Raw genomic sequence first — 18,257 nt, 5'->3', positions numbered from 1 at the left:
AATGAACCAGCCTAAATGATGCCCTGGGCGAGCATTGCGTCGGCAACCTTCTTGAAGCCAGCGATATTCGCGCCCACCACGTAGTCACCCTCGTGGCCGTATTCGGCGGCGGTGGCAGAGGTGTTGCTGAAAATATCTTCCATGATCTGCTTCAGACGGGAGTCCGTGTACTTGAAATTCCACGAGTCGCGCGATGCATTCTGCTGCATCTCCAGCGCGGACGTGGCCACACCGCCGGCGTTCGCAGCCTTGCCCGGCAGGAAGTGGATCTTGTTCTCACGGAAGATCTCGATCGCTTCGGCGGTGGACGGCATATTCGCGCCCTCCGCGACGTACTTGATGCCGTTATCGACGAGCTTCTGAGCGTGCGCGCCCTCGAGCTCGTTCTGGGTCGCGCACGGCAGCGCGACATCGGCCTCAAGGTCCCAGATGGAGCCCTCGTCGTGGAAGGTCACACCGTCGACCTTCTCGGCATATTCGGAGACGCGGCCGCGGCGGACCTCCTTGATTTCCTTGAGCAGCTCAAGGTCGACGCCGTTGGGAGTTTCCACCCAGCCAGACGAGTCAGAGAACCCGACGACGGTCGCACCGAGCTCCTGCGCCTTAGCAATGGCGTAAATAGCCACGTTGCCGGAACCGGAGACAATCACCTTGGCACCGCTGAGGGATTCGCCGTTTTCTTCCATCATCTGGTTGGTGATGTAGACGGTGCCGAAACCGGTGGCCTCGGTACGGACAAGGGATCCACCCCAGGCCAAGCCCTTACCGGTGAGGACACCAGACTCGTGCTCGTTGGTCAGACGACGGTACTGACCGAACAGGTAGCCGATCTCGCGACCGCCGACGCCGATATCACCGGCGGGGACGTCACGGTACTCGCCGATGTGGCGGTGCAGCTCTGTCATAAAGGACTGGCAGAAACGCATGACCTCGGCCTCGGACTTGCCCTTCGGGTCAAAGTCGGAGCCGCCCTTACCGCCGCCAATCGGCAGGCCGGTCAGGGAATTCTTGAAGATCTGCTCGAAGCCAAGGAATTTGATGATGCCGAGGTTCACACTCGGGTGAAAGCGCAGGCCGCCCTTGTACGGGCCGAGCGCGGAGTTGAACTGGACGCGGAAGCCACGGTTGACACGCACTTCCCCATCGTCCGCGATCCACGGGACGCGGAAGATGATCTGGCGCTCCGGCTCGCAGAGACGCTCGATCAGGCCGTAGTCGTTGTAGTGAGAATCTTTCTGCAGAACGATCTTGAGCGAATCAAGAACCTCCGCAACCGCTTGGTGGAATTCCGGCTCCCCTGCATTACGCTTCAGAAGCTTGTTGTAGTACCCCGAGATCTGGTCTTCGTTCGACGTCACCATCGATCCTTTCTTCCGACTGCTCGATAATTAGAAAACTATAGTCCGGGAAAGAGTGATTGAATCCGCTTCTCAACTGAATTGATAACGTCTGGGGCGCCAAACGCAATGATTGACCGCGACCGATTCCGCCGCGCCCCGCAGGAAAATAAAGGAGCACTCCCACCATGGTGAATACTCGCCCGATGACCGCCGGTTCTTCGGCAGACGAAGAGACTGCGGGCTTACCAGCGAATTTCGTAGCCGACGCAAAGACGGTCCGCGTCGTCGTCGCGCCGGACTCTTTCAAAGGATCAGCGAGCGCCCACGACGCGGCGGAGTGGATCGCGGAAGGCATTCAATCCGTGATTATTGACTGTGACGTTGATCACATACCCATGGCTGATGGGGGCGAGGGAACAGCGGAGCTCTTTAGTGGCGAGTCCATCACACTTCCCACGACCGACGCCGCCGGACGTCTGACCGAAGCCAGCTACGTCTACAACGCAGCCGAGGAAACGGCCTATATCGATGTCGCCGCCGCGACGGGATTGCCTGCTGTGAAAGACAAGCCCGTACCGCTTACCGGTGACACCTACGGCACCGGTGTGCTGATTGCGGACGCGCAGACCCGCGGCGCGCGACGCATCGTGCTGTGCCTCGGCGGTTCGGCAACGATCGACGGCGGGACCGGAATTCTCGTCGCGCTCGGCGCGAACCCGCTCAATGTCGACGGCCATCCGCTGCGCCACGGTGGCGGCGCACTGGGCGAGCTCGACCATTTCGACACCGCCAAGGTGAATATTCCCGCCGCGTCGGTGGACTGGGTGTTGCTCGCCGATTCGGAGTTCCCGGCTACCGGCCCGCAGGGCGCGGCGCGCATCTTCGGACCGCAGAAGGGCGCGAGCCCCGCAGACGTCGAGCAGGTCGACGCGGCGCTGGCGCACCTGTGCGAGGTCACTGGCGTAGACCCGGACCAGCCCGGATATGGTGCAGCGGGTGGCCTTCCCATCGGGATCACGTGGCTGTCCGAGCTGATGCACGGCAACACGGACCACGTCCAGGTCGTCTCCGGCGCGCGCACCGTCGCGGCTGCCCAAGGGCTCAAAGAGAAGATCGCGGAAGCGAATTTCGTGGTCACCGGCGAAGGGAAATACGACGAGCAGTCCGCCGCCGGCAAGGTCGCCTCTGTGGTGACGGAGCTCGCGCACGACAGCGGAGCGACCGTAGCGATTCTCGCCGGCGCCTTCGAGGCTGATGTGCCAGAAGGCACCCTCGCGGTGAATATCGGTGAACAGGATGACCACGACGATGTCCGCGCGCAGCTGATCCACGCGGGTGCTCAAGCCGCAGTGGCCTACCTCAATACCTCGACAGCCCAGGGATAGACGGCGGGCAACTCGAAGTCCATTTGGCGCTCCAGCGCCACCGGATCGTTCGGCAGCTCCGCCTTCGGCGTGAGCACGCGGGACAAGCCCATGGCGAGCTGGTTCATCGAACTCGCCCCCTCTGCCGAAATGAGGTAGCGCTGCACGATAGCGTCTCCCGGTTCCTCGCCGCGCTCTTCTTCAAAGGCGCGGCGAAACAGCGCCACCATGTCCTCGTGCACATTCGGGTCCTTGTCGCGCTCCACGGAACCAGAGGTGAGGCGTTCATGGCGCACGAGGATCTCGACGGCGCGCGAAAACGCCTCCTCCACCTGCTTTCCTGCGGCGTCGTCGGGAACAATCACGTCAAACTGGATCGTCGGCATGCAGCCAGCGTAGCGAATAGCCTTGGTGGACATGACACACCCAACGGTTCCCTTGTCGACCCCTCTTTCCGCCTCGCGGGACCCACTGCAGCGGATGGCGGACGGCACACTCAAACAACTCAACCCTTTCACCGGCACGCAGGTCTGGACTGTGCCGGGCCGCGGAAACAGGCCACTGTCGGTCCCGCAAAAGGAACCGGAGCAGCTCAAGCCGGAGGATTTCACGGCCAGGTGCAATTTTTGCGTCGATAAGCTGCTTCAGACGCCGCCCGAGAAATCGCGCACGGTGTCCCGCGACGGGCGATGGGAGATTATCCGCGACCTGCTCCCCCACGAGCTGGGCGACACTCAGGCCGCTTTTCGCCGCGTGCCCAACCTGTTTGAAATCGTCTCCTACGATTACTGGGCGCAGAATTACGGCTTCACCATGGATGAATCCCGCGCGAACCAGATGGAACGCTATCTCGCCGACGACGAAGGGCGCCGCCATGTTCTCGACATCGTGCGCACACGACTGAAGGCATCGGGGCAGGACGATAACGTCAGCGAAGAAGAACTTCTCTCCCACGCTCCTGCGTATTTCGGCGGTGGCCACGACGTGATCATCGCCCGCCGCCATTTCATCGATGGCGCCACGGATTCCACCCAGCTGGCGTCCTCCGGTACCCTGTCGCTCGACGAGCACTACGGCTTCATCGCGTTCACTATCGATTCCTTGCGCGACCTGTACGAACGCAACCGGTACGCACCGTATGTCTCTGTCTTCCAGAACTGGCTTGCTCCGGCGGGCGCGTCATTCGAGCACCTGCACAAACAGCTCGTGGCTATTGACGAACGCGGCATGCATTCCGAACTCGAGATCGCCAGGCTGCGGCAGAACCCCAATATGTACAACGAGTGGGGCGTGAACTTCGCGAGCTACCACAATCTGATCATCGCGGAGAACGACCACGCGGTGATGTGCGCTGGCGTCGGCCACCGCTACCCCACCATCAACGTGTACTCGAAGTCCCCGACCCCGGAGCCGTGGCGGCAAACCGAGGAGGAGGTGCGTGGGATGTCGGATATTCTCCACGCCGCGCACGCCGGCACCGGGCCTGAGGTCCCGTGCAACGAGGAATGGCACCACAAGCCAATCGATTTGGATGTGCCCATGCCGTGGCGCATCAACATCAAGTGGCGCGTCTCGGTTCTCGCCGGCTTCGAGGGCGGCACGAAGATCAACGTCAACACCCTCTCCCCGTACGATATCCGCGACCGAATGGTCAGCAGCCTGTACGAATTGCGCGAGCAGGGCCGGATCTCAAAGGAGATCCGCATCGCCACCGAATGCGCGCCGGCCCGCAACGTGCTGCGGTACAACCCGGTGTTGGGCCGCTGACCCGAAACGCGCCGGTGAGCACTACGAAACTATCCGGCCTACACTAGACAAATGCGCGACTGTGACTGCACGGTCGCAAACGGCATTGAACAAACTGAACAAGGAGGCCCTGAGCTACATGCCCGCCCATGCTGATCCGAATGCGATCAAGGAGATTCTGCAGAACTACACGGTGGATTCCGCATGGCAGCGCGACCTGTACCAGTACCTGCACGCACACCCCGAGCTGTCCATGCAGGAAAAGAACACTCACGCGCGCATTCTCAAGGAGCTCGAGCGTTTCGATTGCCGTGTCATCGCCCCGATCGGCGGGTACGGCATCGTCGCGGTCTTCCACAACGGGGAGCCGACACACGGATCGGCGGGCCCGACAGTGCTTTTCCGCGCGGACTTCGATGGGCTCCCGGTCACGGAGACAACGGGCGCGCCGTACGCATCGACGGACACAGCAACGCGTGACGACGGCACCGTGACCGGCCTCATGCACGCCTGCGGCCACGATATGCACGTGACTGCTCTCCTTGGCCTGTGCGACATCATGGACAACAACAGGGAACACTGGTCAGGCACATTCGTGGCTCTGTTCCAGCCCGGCGAGGAGATCGGCCGCGGCGCGACCGCCATGATCACCGACCGGCTCACCGACCGCATTCCCCGCCCCGACATCTGCCTGGGCCAGCACGTCATGCCCGGCCGCGCCGGCCAAGTGCAGACCAAGCCGGGCCCACAGTTCGCCGCCTGCGATTCCATCCGCATCCGCATCCCGGGCCGCGGTGCCCACGGTTCGATGCCTCACGCCGCCGTCGACCCGACCTACACGGTGGCTCACATCATCCTGCGCCTGCAGGGCATTGTCGGCCGCGAAGTCGCGCCGAAGGATTTCGCGGTGGTCTCCGTCGGCCAGGTGAATGCCGGCATGACGAACAACATCATTCCTGACCACGCTGAGCTGGTGGTCAACTGCCGTTTCTACAACGACACGGTGAAGCACAAGGTGTACGAGGCGATCCAGCGCGTTGTCATCGCGGAATGCGAGGCATCCGGCATCAAGGAGGAGCCGTATTTCGAGTACTTCGCTCACGGCGAGCTGCTGGACAATGACCGCGGCGCGTTCATGACAGTCCGCTCCACCTTCGACGAGGTCTTCGGGCCTGACTCGGTGGATTCGGAGCCGTCGACGGTGTCGGAGGACTTCCCGAATATTCCGCTGGCCTTCGGGGTTCCCTATATCTTCTGGCTCATCGGTTCTACCCCGCGCACTGTCTGGGATAAGGCTGTCGCGGAAGACCGCGTCATCACTGATGTGCCGGTCAACCACATGCCCACATTCCTGCCGGAATATGAGCCCACGGTGTATGCCGCCACGAATGCTGCTGCGGCAGCTGTGCTCACGTATCTCGCGCACCCGCTCGACCGTCAGCCGTAGACTCGGCTTCCCGCGCGCCGCTTCGTCCCCACCAGCGCTCCGATCCCCCGGTACAGTGGCGCGTGTTAGCGATCCTTCTAGATGATCTGACCATCTGATGACCTGAGGTAATCAACGCATGAATTTGCCAGCTAAACCCCCTGCTTTCATGGACACGGTCGGCGGCCACGTCCGGTCCGTCTCCGGCTCCGCTCCCGAGACCTCGACCCGCAAGAAATTCTGGACCGGCCTGTCCCTGGCCACGATGGAGCAGTTCGCCGACAAGTGGGATGAAACCCGCAAGGCGTACAAGGCGACGCGCCAGCAGGCGTATTTCTCCGCCGAGTTCCTCATGGGCCGCGCTTTGTTGAATAACCTCACCAACCTGGGGCTCGTCGACGACGCTATTAAGGCGGCGGAGGAGAACGGCCACGACTTCCTCAACGCTCTCGAGGCCGAGCACGATGCCGCGCTCGGCAACGGCGGCCTGGGCCGTCTCGCTGCCTGCTTCCTCGATTCCGCTGTGACGCAGGATTACCCGGTCACCGGTTACGGCTTGCTCTACCGCTACGGCCTGTTCCGCCAGGAGATCGAAAACGGCTTCCAGAAGGAGCACCCGGACGCGTGGAAGGAGAGCTTCTACCCGTTCATCGTCCGCCGCGGCACGCAGCAGCGCATCGTGAAATTCGACGATATGCACGTCCGCGCGATCCCCTACGACATGCCGATCACCGGCTACGGCACCGACAATGTGGGCACCCTGCGCCTGTGGAATGCGTCGCCGATGGCTGAGTTCGACTACGACGCTTTCAACTCCCAGCGCTTCTCCGACGCGATCCTGGAGCGCGAGGCAGTCCACGACCTCACCCGCGTGCTGTACCCGAACGACACGACGTACGAGGGCAAGGTGCTGCGTGTGCGCCAGCAGTACTTCTTCGTGTCGGCATCGCTGCAGGAGATGATCGACAATTACATCGCGCACCACGGCGAGGACCTGCGCGGCTTCGCCGAGTACAACTCCGTTCAGCTCAATGACACCCACCCGGTGCTGGGCATTCCGGAGCTCATGCGCCTGCTTCTCGACGATCACGGTATGACCTGGGAAGACGCCTGGGACGTGACCACCAAGACGTTCGCCTACACCAACCACACGGTGCTCGAAGAGGCTCTGGAGACCTGGGATGTGTCCATCTTCGAGAAGCTCTTCGGCCGCATCTGGGAGATCGTCGTGGAGATCGACCGCCGTTACCGCGAGGACATGGCGTCCCGCGGGATCGGCCCAGAGGACGCGCATCACTACTCCCCAGTCCACGACGGCAAGGTCCACATGGCCTGGATCGCCTGCTATGCCTCGTACTCCATCAATGGTGTCGCCGCGATCCACACCGACATTCTGCGGCGCGACACCCTGAACTACTGGCACGAGCTCTACCCAGAGAAGTTCAACAACAAGACCAACGGCGTCACTCCGCGCCGCTGGCTGCGCATGTGCAACCCGCGCCTGTCCGAGCTGCTCGACCGTCTCGTCGGCTCCGATGCATGGGTCACGGACATGGACATGCTCAAGGAGCTGCGCCACTACGCCGAGGATGACGCGGTGATGGAGGAGCTCCGCAAGATCAAGGCGGCCAATAAGCAGGACTTCGCCGACTGGGTGCGAGTGCACGAGGGCGTCGAGATCGATCCTGAGTCGGTCTACGACACGCAGATCAAGCGCCTCCACGAGTACAAGCGCCAGCTGCTCAACGCGCTCTACATTCTCGACCTGTACTTCCGCATCAAAGACGGCGAGAAGGACATTCCGAAGCGCACCTTCATCTTCGGTGCGAAGGCGGCACCGGGCTACGACCGCGCCAAGGCGATCATCAAGCTGATCAACACCATCGGCGACATGGTCAACAACGACCCGGAGGTCTCCGAGTACCTGCGCGTGGTCTTCATCGAGAACTACAACGTATCGCCCGCCGAGCAGATCATTCCCGCCACGGACGTCTCCGAGCAGATTTCCACCGCGGGCAAGGAGGCCTCGGGCACGTCCAATATGAAGTTCATGATGAACGGCGCGCTCACCTTGGGCACGATGGATGGCGCGAACGTGGAGATCGTCGATTCCGTCGGCGAGGACAACGCGTACATCTTCGGCGCCCGCGAGGAAGAGCTCCCGGAGCTGAAGAAGAATTACAACCCGACCGAGATCTACGAGAACAACCCCGCCATCAAGCGCGCACTTGATGCGCTAATCGACGGCACCCTCGACGACAACCACACCGGCATCTTCGCCGACCTGCGCGATTCACTGCTTGTCGACGGCGGCTGGAATACCCCGGACCCCTACTACGTCCTGGGCGATTTCGAGTCCTACAAGGAGACCCGCGACCGCATGGCCGCGGAGTACTTCGATGACCCGCTGCACTGGGCGCGCATGTGCTGGATCAATATCTGCGAGTCCGGCCGTTTCTCCTCCGACCGCACGATCCGCGATTACGCCACCGAGGTCTGGAAGATCGAGCCGACCCCGATCAAGAAGGGCTAGCTCCTCACCCGCTCGACGATAAAAGCAGCTCCTCTTAGGTGCAGACACCCGGCCCGAGAAAGGGCCCAGTGAACTGCATTGAGGGAGCTGCTTTTCTTATGCGCGACCCAAGGACTGCGCTCCGCGCTACTTCTTGTGCTTATCGAAGCAAAGGTACGGAACGAGGCCTTCACACGTGTATTCCTGCGGCGCGAAAAGACCGAGGCCGATGCTCGACAGGCCGAGCGGAATGGCGATCATCGCACTGAGCGCTTTCTTCACCTCATCCATGCCGCCACCAGAGGACAGCTGTGCCTGTGCTGCCTCAGGTGCTGGCTGCTCAGGTTCTGCAGTAGCTGCCGGGGTGGGGATGGTTGCGGCGCCGAACGCCACCGTGCTGGCAACGGCGAGAGCAGCGATACGTTGACGGATCATTGTTCTCCTCCTCGTTGTGCATCAGTGATCCTTGCAACCCGTCTATCGCTTAGGAGCGCGAAAACAATACACGTCCCGTCGCAGTTTCTTGCTTCGTTAGTTCAGCGGGTGTTCCGTCGGCGATGATCTGCCCACCCTCGGCACCTGCGCCCGGCCCCATCTCGATGACGCGGTCGGCCTGCGCGATGACCGACATGTCGTGCTCGACCACAATCACGGTCTGACCAGCGTCGACAAGGCCATTCAACTCTTTCACCAACAGTTCGATATCCGCCGGGTGCAGGCCCGTGGTCGGCTCGTCGAGCAGGTACACCGTGTGGCCCCGGCGCGAATTGCGGGAACGCTGCAGCTCGGTGGCGAGCTTGATGCGCTGCGCCTCACCGCCTGAGAGTTCCGGTGCGCCCTGGCCGAGCGTCAAGTAGCCCAAGCCGACCGCCTGGAGTGTTTCCACTGCGCGGAGAATCTTCGGCTCATCGGCGAAGACGTCCGCCGCTTCGTCCACGGTGAGTCCGAGCACGTCGGCGATCGTGAGGCCCTCCCACGTGATCTCGAGGGTCTCGTCGTTGTACCGCGCGCCACGGCAATCCGGGCATGTGGTGTACGAGCCAGGCAGGAACACCAGCTCGACTTCAGTCTTGCCGGCGCCGCCGCACGTCGGGCACTGCCCCTGCTTCACGTTGTAGGAAAAGCGCGAGACAGTCCACTTCCGCTTCTTCGCCTCGGGCGTGGAGGAAAAGAGCTTGCGTACGCCGTCGAAAAGCCCGGTATACGTGGCGAGCGTCGAACGCGGCGTCCGGCCGATCGGCTTCTGGGTGATCTGCACGATGCGGCTCACAGCATCGACACCAGCACGCTTATCGACGTTCCACTCCCCCGTATCCTGCGCCCCATCCTCGTCCTCGTCCTCGTCGTCGGTGACAGCCGACGCCGCTTCGCGCAGCACACCGGCGAGCACGGTGCTGACGAGCGTGGACTTGCCCGAACCAGAGACTCCGGCAACTGCGGTGAACTGTCCCAAACCGAAATCGACGTCGAGCCCGTCGATGGACCTGGCGTGGACTCCCGAAAGCGACAGGGTTCCTGTGGCGTCACGCGGGTCGTCGTTAAGCGAAAGCGTGCGGTTGCCCAGCGCGTTCGCGGTAGGTGTGTCCGCGTCGTAGTCCGCGGTGGGGCCGGAATAGACCACCTCACCGCCGCGCTCGCCTGCACGCGGACCGACATCGACGAGCCAATCAGTCTCCGCAACAAGCTCCATGTCGTGCTCGACCAGCAGGACGGAATTGCCGGCCTCAATGAAGCGGCGGCAGATCTCGAGCACCGCATTGCGCTCGGACGGGTGCAAACCCGCCGATGGCTCGTCAAGCACGTACGCCACGCTGAAAAGGCCGGAACGCAATTGCGCGGCGAGACGGATGCGTTGCAGCTCGCCCGCGGATAGCGTCGGTGCAGGTCGGTCGAGACTCAGGTGCGCAAGCCCCAAGTCGAGCGCTGACTGCAACGCCGGAAGGATCTGCTTGAGAAGGAGATCTTCAGCAGAATTCTCCTCGGGGGTCTGCTCCGACAGCACGGCATGAACGCGGTCGAGGGACAGGGCGCCGAGCTCGTCGATAGGCATGCCCGCGTACGTCACCTTGAGCGCTTCTGGATTGAGGCGGCGACCGTGGCAGGTCTCGCACGTGCGGGATTCCATGTACGACAGGACGCGCTTGCGCAAGGTGTCGGACTGAGTTTCTGCAAGCGTGTTGGTCAGATACGCCGCCACCGAACGCCACGTGCCCTTGTAATTACGCTGGATCTGGTCCTCGCCGCGCAACGGCTTGACCGTGACCACGGGTCGCTCGTTAGTAAACAGGATCCACTCGCGGTCCTTTTGCGGCAGATCCCGCCACGGCGAATCGAGGTCATAACCGAGTGTCTGCAGGATGTCGTGGAAATTCTTGCCCGCCCATGCACCCGGCCAGGCTTGGATCGCACCGTCTTCGATAGACAGCGTCGGATCCGGAACCATGGACTGCTCCGTGGGCTCGTGCACGACCCCGGTGCCCTGGCAGGTCGGGCACATGCCCTCTGGCGTATTCGGGGAAAACGAGTCGGAGTACAGCCCCTCCGGGTTATCGCCGGAACGCGAATACAGCAGGCGGATACTGTTCGACAGCGCAGAAACTGTTCCCACGGTGGAACGTGCCCCGCCGCCGGACGTCGACTGCTGCAGCGCCACCGTGGGCGGAAGCCCGTCGATCTCCCCGACCTGCGGATCCACCGCCGAGCCGATGAGTCGGCGCGCAAAAGGCGCCACCGATTCAAGGTAGCGCCGTTGTCCCTCGCCGTGGATCGTGCCGAAAGCGAGGGAGGATTTGCCGGAACCGGACACTCCCGTCACCGCGACGAGAGTGCCACGGGGAATGTCCACATCGACATTCTTCAGGTTGTGCAGGTGGGCTTCCCTGACTTTGATTCCAGTGGAAATCTCAGTTGTTTCAGGCATGCCCACCAGCGTAACGAGAGTGGGACTCTAACGCGGGTTGCGCGTGTCCTCTCCCAGCTGGTGCACGTGAATCATGTTCGTCGTGCCTGCGATTCCCGGCGGGGTGCCGGCGACGACGACCATCATGTCGCCTTCCTTGTACTTGTCGAGGTGCAGCAGCGATTCGTCGAGAACCCTCATCATCTGGTCGGTGTTGTCCACATCCTGGCACAGGAATGTCTCCGCACCCCAGGTCAAAGCGAGCTGCGAGCGCACCTCCTGGTTCGGTGTGAACACGAGCAGCGGTAGGTGCGAGTGCAGACGCGCCATGCGACGAGCGGTTTCACCGGAGCTGGTGAAAGCGACGAGTGCGCGGGAGTTGAGGCGCTCCGCGATATCGCGCGCAGAATACGAGATCACGCCACGCTTAGTGCGCGGAATGTGGTTGAGCGGCGGGACAGAGCCCATCGACTCCGCCACACGCACAATGCGGTCCATCGTGCGCACGACGTTGTGCGGGTCCACACCGATCGAGGTCTCACCGGAGAGCATGACCGCGTCAGTGCCGTCGAGCACGGCATTAGCCACGTCAGAGGCCTCCGCGCGGGTCGGACGGGAATTATCGATCATCGAATCGAGCATTTGCGTAGCGACGATCACCGGCTTGGCGTTCTCACGCGCGATCTGGATCACGCGCTTTTGCACCAGCGGCACCTGCTCGAGTGCGATCTCCACACCCAAATCGCCGCGGGCGACCATGACGGCGTCGAAGGCCAGCACGATGGACTCGAGCGCGTCAACAGCCTCCGGCTTCTCCAGCTTCGCGATGACCGGAACGCGGCGACCTTCCTCATCCATCACTTCGTGGACCAAGTCCACGTCGGACGGGGAACGCACGAACGACAGGGCGATGAAGTCCACACCGAGCTTCAGCGCGAAACGCAGATCCGCAATGTCCTTCTCGCTCAGCGCCGGCACGGAGATGTCCATACCCGGCAGGGAGACGCCCTTGTTATTGGAGACAGGGCCGCCCTCAGTGACCTCACAGACCACATCGTTGCCGTCGACTTCTTTGCAGACGAGGGCGACCTTGCCATCGTCGACAAGCAGGCGGTCGCCCGGCTTCGCATCCTGCGCAAGATTCTTGTACGTCGTGGACACGCGGTCATGCGTGCCCTCGACATCGTCAACCGTGATGCGGACGGTCTCGCCCGTCTCCCAGTAGGTCTTACCGTCGCCTTCGAAGCGGCCGAGACGGATTTTCGGGCCCTGGAGGTCGGCGAGAATACCGACCGCGTGGCCCGTCTCGTCGGTCGCTTCGCGCACCCACTTGTAGTTCTGTTCGTGGTCCGGGTAATCACCGTGCGAGAAATTCAGGCGGGCGACATCCATGCCGTCACGCACGAGTCCAAGGATTGCGTCCTTGCTGGCTACTGCAGGTCCGAGAGTGCAAACAATCTTGGTGCGTCTATCCACAGCTTCCTTCTTCTGATCTATGCGGCCCAGCCGGGCTTTCAGCTGGCTGGACAAGGATTGGATACGTCGCCCACGCTACCGAAACACTATGGCTTTTGCTTCTGCGATTGTTCGCGCACGCCGACTGAAGTCTTCTGCTCTCCGCGCTCCGCATCGGCAGCGTCTGCGCCATCAAGCGATGCGGCGTGCTCTTCGTGCTTTTCGTCTGCGTCCTCCAGCTCGCGCGGATCGACTTCATCCGGAGTTTCACGCCCGCGGCGCATGAGGAAGAACACAGTCGTGGACACGATGAAGATCACCGCGGAAATCACGAAATTCACACGGAGACCGAAGATGGTGTTCGCGGCATCGTCACGCATCGTTTCCATGAAGACGCGGCCCAGAGTGTAGGACGCGATGTAGAGCACAAAGACGCGGCCGTGGCCGAGTCGGAAGCGCCGCTCCGCCCAGAGCAGGAACGCGAATGCCGCGACATTCCAGATCATCTCGTACAGAAATGTCGGGTGAACACTGGTGACGATCTCGCCCGTGGAGCGTCCCGTCAACGGCGCGAAATTGCCGTTCTCGTCGACGCGGTAGAAGATGTCCAGCGCCCACGGCACATCCGTCGGGCGGCCGTAGAGCTCCTGGTTGAAATAGTTGCCGAGACGGCCAATCGCCTGGGCGAGAATGATGGTCGGGCCGACCGCATCGGCGAACGGCGGCAGCGGCACCTTCCGGTACCGGAACAGCGCCCACACCGCGAGCGTGCCCAACGCCACCGCGCCCATGATGCCCAGACCGCCCGCGGAGAAGTTGAACACCTGCCACGGGTCCTTGCCGGGCCCGAAATAGCTGTCGTAGTCCGTGACCACGTGATACGTGCGCCCGCCGATGATGCCGGCGGGAATAGCTACGATCGCCGCATCCCACACCATGTCCGGGGCCCCGCCGCGTGCCTTGTAGCGGCGCAGCGTGAGCGTCAACGCGACAATGATGCCGGGGATGATGCACAGCGCGTAGGCGCGGATCGGGATCGGCCCGAGGTGCCACACGCCCTGCGGGGGCGACGGGAAATTAGCGAGAACTTCTGTAACCACGAAGATCAGTTTGCCTGATTACGGCTGCGATGGCGACAGCCCCGCGCGGTCTTAGCGCGACGGGCAGGCCGGGTGCTGGCCGGCAGCGACGAGACGGCGGGTGGCGGCGGTCACGTTGGTGCTGGTCATCACTGCCTCACCGGCGAGCACAGCATCGGCGCCGATGGAGGCAGCGGAGATCAAGTCACGGGCATTGCGGACGCCGCCGAGACTGATCCGCAGCACGCTTTCCGGAAGGCCGGGCTCGATCTCGCCGAAGGCTTCGCGGTTCAGATCGTTGGTGTCGAACGTCCACGAGTTCACGCCGATCACCGATGCCCCGGCGCGTAGTGCCCGGTCGGCTTCCTCGACCGTGCGGACCTCTGCCATTCCCACCATGCCCAGGGATTCCACTCGGTCGAGCAGGCTCTCCAGCCGCGCCTGCTCCAAAAGGCCCACTTGCAGCGGCACCATATCGGCGCCGTAGCAGCGGGCCTCGTGAATTTGATAAGGGTCGACGATCACGTCGCGGCACACCATGGGAAGACTGGTCGCATTGCGTGCCTGCTCCATGTCGTTGAGGGAACCGTCGAAACGCAAACGCTCTGTCTGGCACGCGATGAGTGCGGCGCCTCCGGCCTCGATCTCGGCGGCGAGATGCGCCATGGAGTCGATCACCCCGGTGGGTCCGAAAACGGGCGAGGTGCGTTTGATCTCCACGATCACCCCGCAGCCGGGACCGAGCAAGGCGGCGCGGACATCCCTCGTCTCGGGCATGCTGCGCGAACGGGCTTTGATCTCCTTGAAAGGAATTTGCGCTTCGCGCTCGGCAACATCAGCCAGCACCCCCGCGACAACTGGATTGTGCGTCGCGTCGGTGACCAGCTGTTGCTTGCCCTGCACCGCAGTCATGCCTATGAGGTTATCGGGTTGTGCGCAGTCCACGAAATCAAGCGGTGCAAAAGTGTTCTACATGCGCGGAGTTTCATTCCGTCCGCTTGGGCCCACTTCGCGTTTCAGTGTCGGTCGGGTCCAGATCCGCGTCGATCGCATCCCACAGAACGCGACCGGAATCGGGCTCAGACTCGAGATCCTGCTCGATCTTCTCGCGGCGTTGCGATGTCTTCTCGTACTTATTCACCGTCGCCGCGTCATAGCCGGGTCGGACCGCGAGCAGAAGGCCGCCAGCTGCGGCGGCGAGTGCCCCCAGCACAGCCGCGATGGGGCCAAGTGCGGCGACATCGATACTGGAAATATTCGCCCACTCCGGGATCGCAGTCTCACCGACGGTGCTGCCGATAGCTGTTTCCTCGCCGCCCAGGGTCAGCAATGCTTTAGCGCGTTCCGGATCCGGCGACCCCGCCAGCAGCCCGAGCGGCGGAATGGTCACAGCCACGGCTGCGATAGCTCCGACTGCGCCAACGAGACGGCGTCCCCAGCGCCGCAAAGCTAGCCCGGCCACTGTGGCGGCGAGCAGCAACAGCACTACCGCCGTGACCTCCGTCGACCAGGTGGCGCCGTTGACGTCCACGGCGCCGTCGCCCGTGCGGTCATCTTCGTAATTGACCGTCATCCAGCTCACGCGCGAAGCCAGCCAGAGCACCAGCGCTCCGATTCCCATCAGCAGGGCGCCCAGGCGGGCATGGCGTTTGTCCTGGACAGCTTCGTTCGTTCCGTCGGTGTCGCTCATTATCGTCCTTCCTCCGGTGCGAGGAGTAGGTCGCTATCGAAGCAGGTGTGGTCGCCGGTGTGGCAGGCTCCGCCGCGCTGCTCCACTTTCATCAGCACGGTGTCGCCGTCGCAGTCGAGGCGCACCTCCGTGACGTACTGGGTATTGCCGCTCGTGAGTCCCTTGATCCAGTATTCGGACCTGGAACGGGAGTAGTAGGTGCCGCGGCGCGTGGCCAGGGTGTAGGCGAGCGCATGCTCGTCCATCCACGCCATCATGAGCACCTCGTTTGTGCCAGCGGCTTGGACGACGGCGGGCACCAGCCCGGCATCATTGAAGCGGACGTGGTCACGGAGCGCGTCGTCGAGCTGGGCATTCTCAGGGATGAGTTCATCGGTAGGGTTATCGCGCATCACTGACGCACCTCGCATCCGGCGTCGGCAAGCGCCTGCTTGACCTCACTGATGCTCACCTCGCGGAAGTGGAAGACGGAAGCGGCCAGCACCGCATCCGCCCCGGCGCGAACCGCAGGCGGGAAATGTTCGGCCTGGCCAGCACCGCCGGAAGCGATCACAGGAATGGAGACGGCCTCGCGGACGCGCTCGATGAGCTCGAGATCGAAGCCTTCCTTCGTTCCGTCGCCGTCCATGGAATTGAGCAGGATCTCCCCCACCCCGAGTTTCTCGCCCGTGCGAGCCCACTCGATGGCGTCCAATTCCGCGGAACGGGTGCCGCCGTGGGTGGTCACTTCAAATCCGGACGGCTGCGGGGTGCCGCCTTCCGGCACTCGGCGGGCGTCTACGGATAGAACAATGCACTGTGCACCGAAGACCTGGGAGAGCTCGCGCAACAGCTCCGGCCGGGAGATAGCCGCGGTGTTGACAGAGACTTTGTCTGCACCAGCACGCAAAAGCTCGCGCACATCGTCTTCCGTGCGCACGCCCCCGCCAACGGTGAGCGGAATGAACACCTGGTCGGCGGTGCGGCGCACCACGTCGAGCATCGTGCCGCGGCCCTGCTTGGAAGCGCTGACGTCGAGAAAGGTCAGCTCGTCTGCGCCCTGTTCGCCGTAGAGCTTGGCCAGCTCCACCGGATCGCCTGCATCACGCAGGTTTTCAAAGTTCACGCCCTTGACGACCCTGCCGTTGTCCACGTCTAGGCACGGAATCACCCTGGTTGCCACGGCCATGGCTCAATCACTTCCTTCCGGCTTCACGCTGAATGGACTTCATGGTACGCAGCACTGAAGCATGCACTTCGGGCGACCCAGCGATGACACCGAGGGAGCCCAACTCCCACGGCTTGCCATCCACGTCTGTGACAACGGCGCCGGCGCAGCGCGCGAGGAGCACACCGGAGGCGTTGTCCCACGGGAACGGCGAGAAGCTCACGGTGGCCTCATAGATTCCTTGCGCGACGAAAGCCAGGTCAAGGCCGACCGATCCGCTGATCCGCGGGCGCATATTGGAGTATTCGAGTGCCTTGATCAGCTTCAGGCGGCTGTCGGGCGGGACACGGCTCGTGTCGTCGGTGCCCACAGTGCCCACGCCGACTTGGTTGCTCACCGGCTCGACGTCGTCGATACGCGGAAGCTGCCTTCCGTTCAGCGTGAGGGCGGAACCTTCGGTGGCGGAAAGACGCATATTCAACATCGGCACATCCGTGACGGAAACGACCGGCTGGCCATCCACCACTAGGGAGATCAGCACCGCACAATTCGGGTTGCCCGAAGAGAAATTAGCGGTGCCGTCGATGGGGTCGACGACCCACAGGGCGTCGCTAAGCTTTTGCCCTCCCTTTTCTTCACCGAGCACCGGAATCCCCGTGGATTCGGTGAGGTGTTTGCGCAGCGTCGTCTCGATCTGCAGGTCCACCTCTGTGGCGAAGTCGTTGGAGCTTTTATACAGCGCTGGTGCTGACCCGAGACCCTCGATGAACTGCTGGCGCGCGATATCCGCAGCTTCCTCCGCGACCGCGAGGAACCTGTTCAACTCGTCTGCCTGCATTGCGTTCTACTCGTCCCCCGGCGCGGCCGCGGTTGCGAGGGCATCGCGCAGCGTGAAGCGCTTCTCGTAGAGAGCCTTGCCCACGATCACACTGTCAATGCCTTCATCGGCGTAGCGCGCGATCTCGGCGATATCGGCGAGTGCAGACACGCCGCCCGACGCCGTCACAGCAGCGTCGGTGGCCGCGGAGACCTCACGCAACAGGTCCATGTTCGGGCCAGTAAGCGTGCCGTCCTTGCTCACATCGGTGACCACAAAACGCGCGCACCCGGCGGAATCGAAGAACTCGAGGACCTCCCACAAGTCGCCGCCGTCCGATGTCCAGCCGCGGCCCTTCGTCCGCCACTCACCGTTTTCTTCGCGCACGGCGATATCCACAGCGATCTTGTCGCCGTGCTTCGCGATCGCCTCGGCCGCCCAGTCCGGGTCCTCCAACGCAGCCGTACCGATATTGACGCGCTTCGCACCCGTCGCCAGCGCACGCTGAAGCGTCGCGTCGTCGCGAATCCCGCCGGTCAGCTCCACGTTGATGGACAGCGTCTTGGTGATCTCCGCCATCAGCTCGTGGTTGGAGCCGCGCCCGAACGCCGCGTCCAGGTCGACGAAGTGCAACCAGTCCGCGCCTTCTTCTTGCCACTGCAGCGCCGCGTCCAGCGGGGCGCCGTAATTCTTCTCCGTACCAGCTTCCCCCTGGTCAAGGCGGACAGCCTGGCCGTCGACGACGTCTACTGCGGGCAGAACAGTGAAACTCATATCCGCAG

General features: G+C 62.9%; 16 protein-coding genes. 4 read left to right on the top strand and 12 right to left on the bottom strand.

Features of this window, described 5'->3' with window-relative positions; translation table 11 throughout:
• Positions 1-11: 11 nt before the first annotated feature.
• On the bottom strand, positions 12-1,358 hold the full coding sequence (gene gdhA / locus J5Y21_RS00705) for an NADP-specific glutamate dehydrogenase (RefSeq protein WP_210571860.1): 1,347 nt from the start codon (positions 1,356-1,358) through the stop codon (positions 12-14).
• A gap of 167 nt (positions 1,359-1,525) precedes the next feature.
• Between gdhA and J5Y21_RS00700 the strand changes: the two genes are divergently transcribed.
• Positions 1,526-2,725, top strand: coding sequence for a glycerate kinase (locus tag J5Y21_RS00700; protein ID WP_246874799.1), 1,200 nt, complete (start codon positions 1,526-1,528; stop codon positions 2,723-2,725).
• On the opposite strand, the gene J5Y21_RS00695 is transcribed toward J5Y21_RS00700, so the two are convergent.
• Complete coding sequence (locus J5Y21_RS00695; RefSeq protein WP_246874798.1) at positions 2,695-3,123, bottom strand: hypothetical protein; 429 nt, start codon at positions 3,121-3,123, stop codon at positions 2,695-2,697. The two genes, J5Y21_RS00700 and J5Y21_RS00695, sit on opposite strands and share 31 nt — an antisense overlap.
• Here J5Y21_RS00695 and J5Y21_RS00690 point away from each other — a divergent pair.
• The 3 genes from J5Y21_RS00690 to J5Y21_RS00680 all read left to right on the top strand — a co-directional run bounded on the left by J5Y21_RS00690 (position 3,122) and on the right by J5Y21_RS00680 (position 8,409).
• Positions 3,122-4,471: a DUF4921 family protein gene (locus J5Y21_RS00690; protein ID WP_210571706.1), complete on the top strand. Its 1,350-nt coding sequence runs from the start codon at positions 3,122-3,124 to the stop codon at positions 4,469-4,471. The two genes, J5Y21_RS00695 and J5Y21_RS00690, sit on opposite strands and share 2 nt — an antisense overlap.
• Positions 4,472-4,589: 118 nt before the next feature.
• On the top strand, positions 4,590-5,897 hold the full coding sequence (locus J5Y21_RS00685; protein WP_210571705.1) for an amidohydrolase: 1,308 nt from the start codon (positions 4,590-4,592) through the stop codon (positions 5,895-5,897).
• 118 nt (positions 5,898-6,015) lie between these two features.
• Positions 6,016-8,409, top strand: coding sequence for a glycogen/starch/alpha-glucan phosphorylase (locus tag J5Y21_RS00680; RefSeq protein ID WP_210571704.1), 2,394 nt, complete (start codon positions 6,016-6,018; stop codon positions 8,407-8,409).
• 126 nt (positions 8,410-8,535) lie between these two features.
• Here the strand turns inward: J5Y21_RS00680 and J5Y21_RS00675 are convergent, their stop codons facing one another.
• The 10 genes from J5Y21_RS00675 to priA form a co-directional block, all read right to left on the bottom strand.
• Positions 8,536-8,823 carry a hypothetical protein gene (locus tag J5Y21_RS00675; RefSeq protein ID WP_210571702.1) on the bottom strand — a complete coding sequence of 96 codons (288 nt, stop codon included), beginning with the start codon at positions 8,821-8,823 and terminating at the stop codon, positions 8,536-8,538.
• Between the two features lie 49 nt (positions 8,824-8,872).
• Positions 8,873-11,308, bottom strand: coding sequence for an excinuclease ABC subunit UvrA (locus J5Y21_RS00670; RefSeq protein ID WP_210571701.1), 2,436 nt, complete (start codon positions 11,306-11,308; stop codon positions 8,873-8,875).
• Positions 11,309-11,335: 27 nt separating this feature from the next.
• Positions 11,336-12,763, bottom strand: a complete 1,428-nt coding sequence (pyk, locus tag J5Y21_RS00665; protein ID WP_210571699.1) for a pyruvate kinase — start codon at positions 12,761-12,763, stop codon at positions 11,336-11,338.
• Between the two features lie 86 nt (positions 12,764-12,849).
• A complete protein-coding gene (gene lgt, locus J5Y21_RS00660) occupies positions 12,850-13,842 on the bottom strand; it encodes a prolipoprotein diacylglyceryl transferase (RefSeq protein ID WP_210571696.1) in 993 nt (330 codons plus the stop codon).
• Between the two features lie 51 nt (positions 13,843-13,893).
• Positions 13,894-14,733, bottom strand: coding sequence for an indole-3-glycerol-phosphate synthase TrpC (locus tag J5Y21_RS00655; protein WP_210571694.1), 840 nt, complete (start codon positions 14,731-14,733; stop codon positions 13,894-13,896).
• Positions 14,734-14,806: 73 nt separating this feature from the next.
• Positions 14,807-15,511, bottom strand: coding sequence for a TIGR02234 family membrane protein (locus tag J5Y21_RS00650; RefSeq protein WP_210571692.1), 705 nt, complete (start codon positions 15,509-15,511; stop codon positions 14,807-14,809).
• Complete coding sequence (gene hisI, locus J5Y21_RS00645) at positions 15,511-15,903, bottom strand: phosphoribosyl-AMP cyclohydrolase (RefSeq protein ID WP_210571691.1); 393 nt, start codon at positions 15,901-15,903, stop codon at positions 15,511-15,513. The genes J5Y21_RS00650 and hisI overlap by 1 nt, the downstream gene beginning before the upstream one ends.
• The gene (gene hisF, locus J5Y21_RS00640) at positions 15,903-16,679 is read right to left on the bottom strand and encodes an imidazole glycerol phosphate synthase subunit HisF (RefSeq protein ID WP_210571689.1); all 777 of its coding nucleotides are present in this window, start codon (positions 16,677-16,679) and stop codon (positions 15,903-15,905) included. The genes hisI and hisF overlap by 1 nt, the downstream gene beginning before the upstream one ends.
• A gap of 7 nt (positions 16,680-16,686) precedes the next feature.
• The gene (locus J5Y21_RS00635; protein ID WP_210571688.1) at positions 16,687-17,496 is read right to left on the bottom strand and encodes an inositol monophosphatase family protein; all 810 of its coding nucleotides are present in this window, start codon (positions 17,494-17,496) and stop codon (positions 16,687-16,689) included.
• A gap of 6 nt (positions 17,497-17,502) precedes the next feature.
• On the bottom strand, positions 17,503-18,249 hold the full coding sequence (gene priA / locus J5Y21_RS00630; RefSeq protein WP_210571687.1) for a bifunctional 1-(5-phosphoribosyl)-5-((5-phosphoribosylamino)methylideneamino)imidazole-4-carboxamide isomerase/phosphoribosylanthranilate isomerase PriA: 747 nt from the start codon (positions 18,247-18,249) through the stop codon (positions 17,503-17,505).
• Positions 18,250-18,257 lie beyond the last annotated feature (8 nt).

The sequence above is a fragment of the Corynebacterium sp. Marseille-P3884 genome, from assembly GCF_017942225.1.
In the GTDB taxonomy this organism is placed as follows: Bacteria; Actinomycetota; Actinomycetes; order Mycobacteriales; family Mycobacteriaceae; genus Corynebacterium.
This window is presented reverse-complemented; position numbering and strand designations above follow the sequence as displayed.

Bases quoted from the DNA above. Each gene is read 5' to 3' on its own strand.
- J5Y21_RS00685 (WP_210571705.1), top strand. From the start codon at position 4,590: ATGCCCGCCCATGCTGATCCGAATGCGATCAAGGAGATTCTGCAGAAC.
- J5Y21_RS00670 (WP_210571701.1), bottom strand. From the start codon at position 11,308: ATGCCTGAAACAACTGAGATTTCCACTGGAATCAAAGTCAGGGAAGCC.
- priA (WP_210571687.1), bottom strand. From the start codon at position 18,249: ATGAGTTTCACTGTTCTGCCCGCAGTAGACGTCGTCGACGGCCAGGCT.
- J5Y21_RS00695 (WP_246874798.1), bottom strand. From the start codon at position 3,123: ATGTCCACCAAGGCTATTCGCTACGCTGGCTGCATGCCGACGATCCAG.
- hisI (WP_210571691.1), bottom strand. From the start codon at position 15,903: ATGCGCGATAACCCTACCGATGAACTCATCCCTGAGAATGCCCAGCTC.
- J5Y21_RS00675 (WP_210571702.1), bottom strand. From the start codon at position 8,823: ATGATCCGTCAACGTATCGCTGCTCTCGCCGTTGCCAGCACGGTGGCG.
- J5Y21_RS00690 (WP_210571706.1), top strand. From the start codon at position 3,122: ATGACACACCCAACGGTTCCCTTGTCGACCCCTCTTTCCGCCTCGCGG.
- J5Y21_RS00680 (WP_210571704.1), top strand. From the start codon at position 6,016: ATGAATTTGCCAGCTAAACCCCCTGCTTTCATGGACACGGTCGGCGGC.
- J5Y21_RS00635 (WP_210571688.1), bottom strand. From the start codon at position 17,496: ATGCAGGCAGACGAGTTGAACAGGTTCCTCGCGGTCGCGGAGGAAGCT.
- J5Y21_RS00655 (WP_210571694.1), bottom strand. From the start codon at position 14,733: ATGACTGCGGTGCAGGGCAAGCAACAGCTGGTCACCGACGCGACGCAC.
- J5Y21_RS00700 (WP_246874799.1), top strand. From the start codon at position 1,526: ATGGTGAATACTCGCCCGATGACCGCCGGTTCTTCGGCAGACGAAGAG.
- hisF (WP_210571689.1), bottom strand. From the start codon at position 16,679: ATGGCCGTGGCAACCAGGGTGATTCCGTGCCTAGACGTGGACAACGGC.
- J5Y21_RS00650 (WP_210571692.1), bottom strand. From the start codon at position 15,511: ATGAGCGACACCGACGGAACGAACGAAGCTGTCCAGGACAAACGCCAT.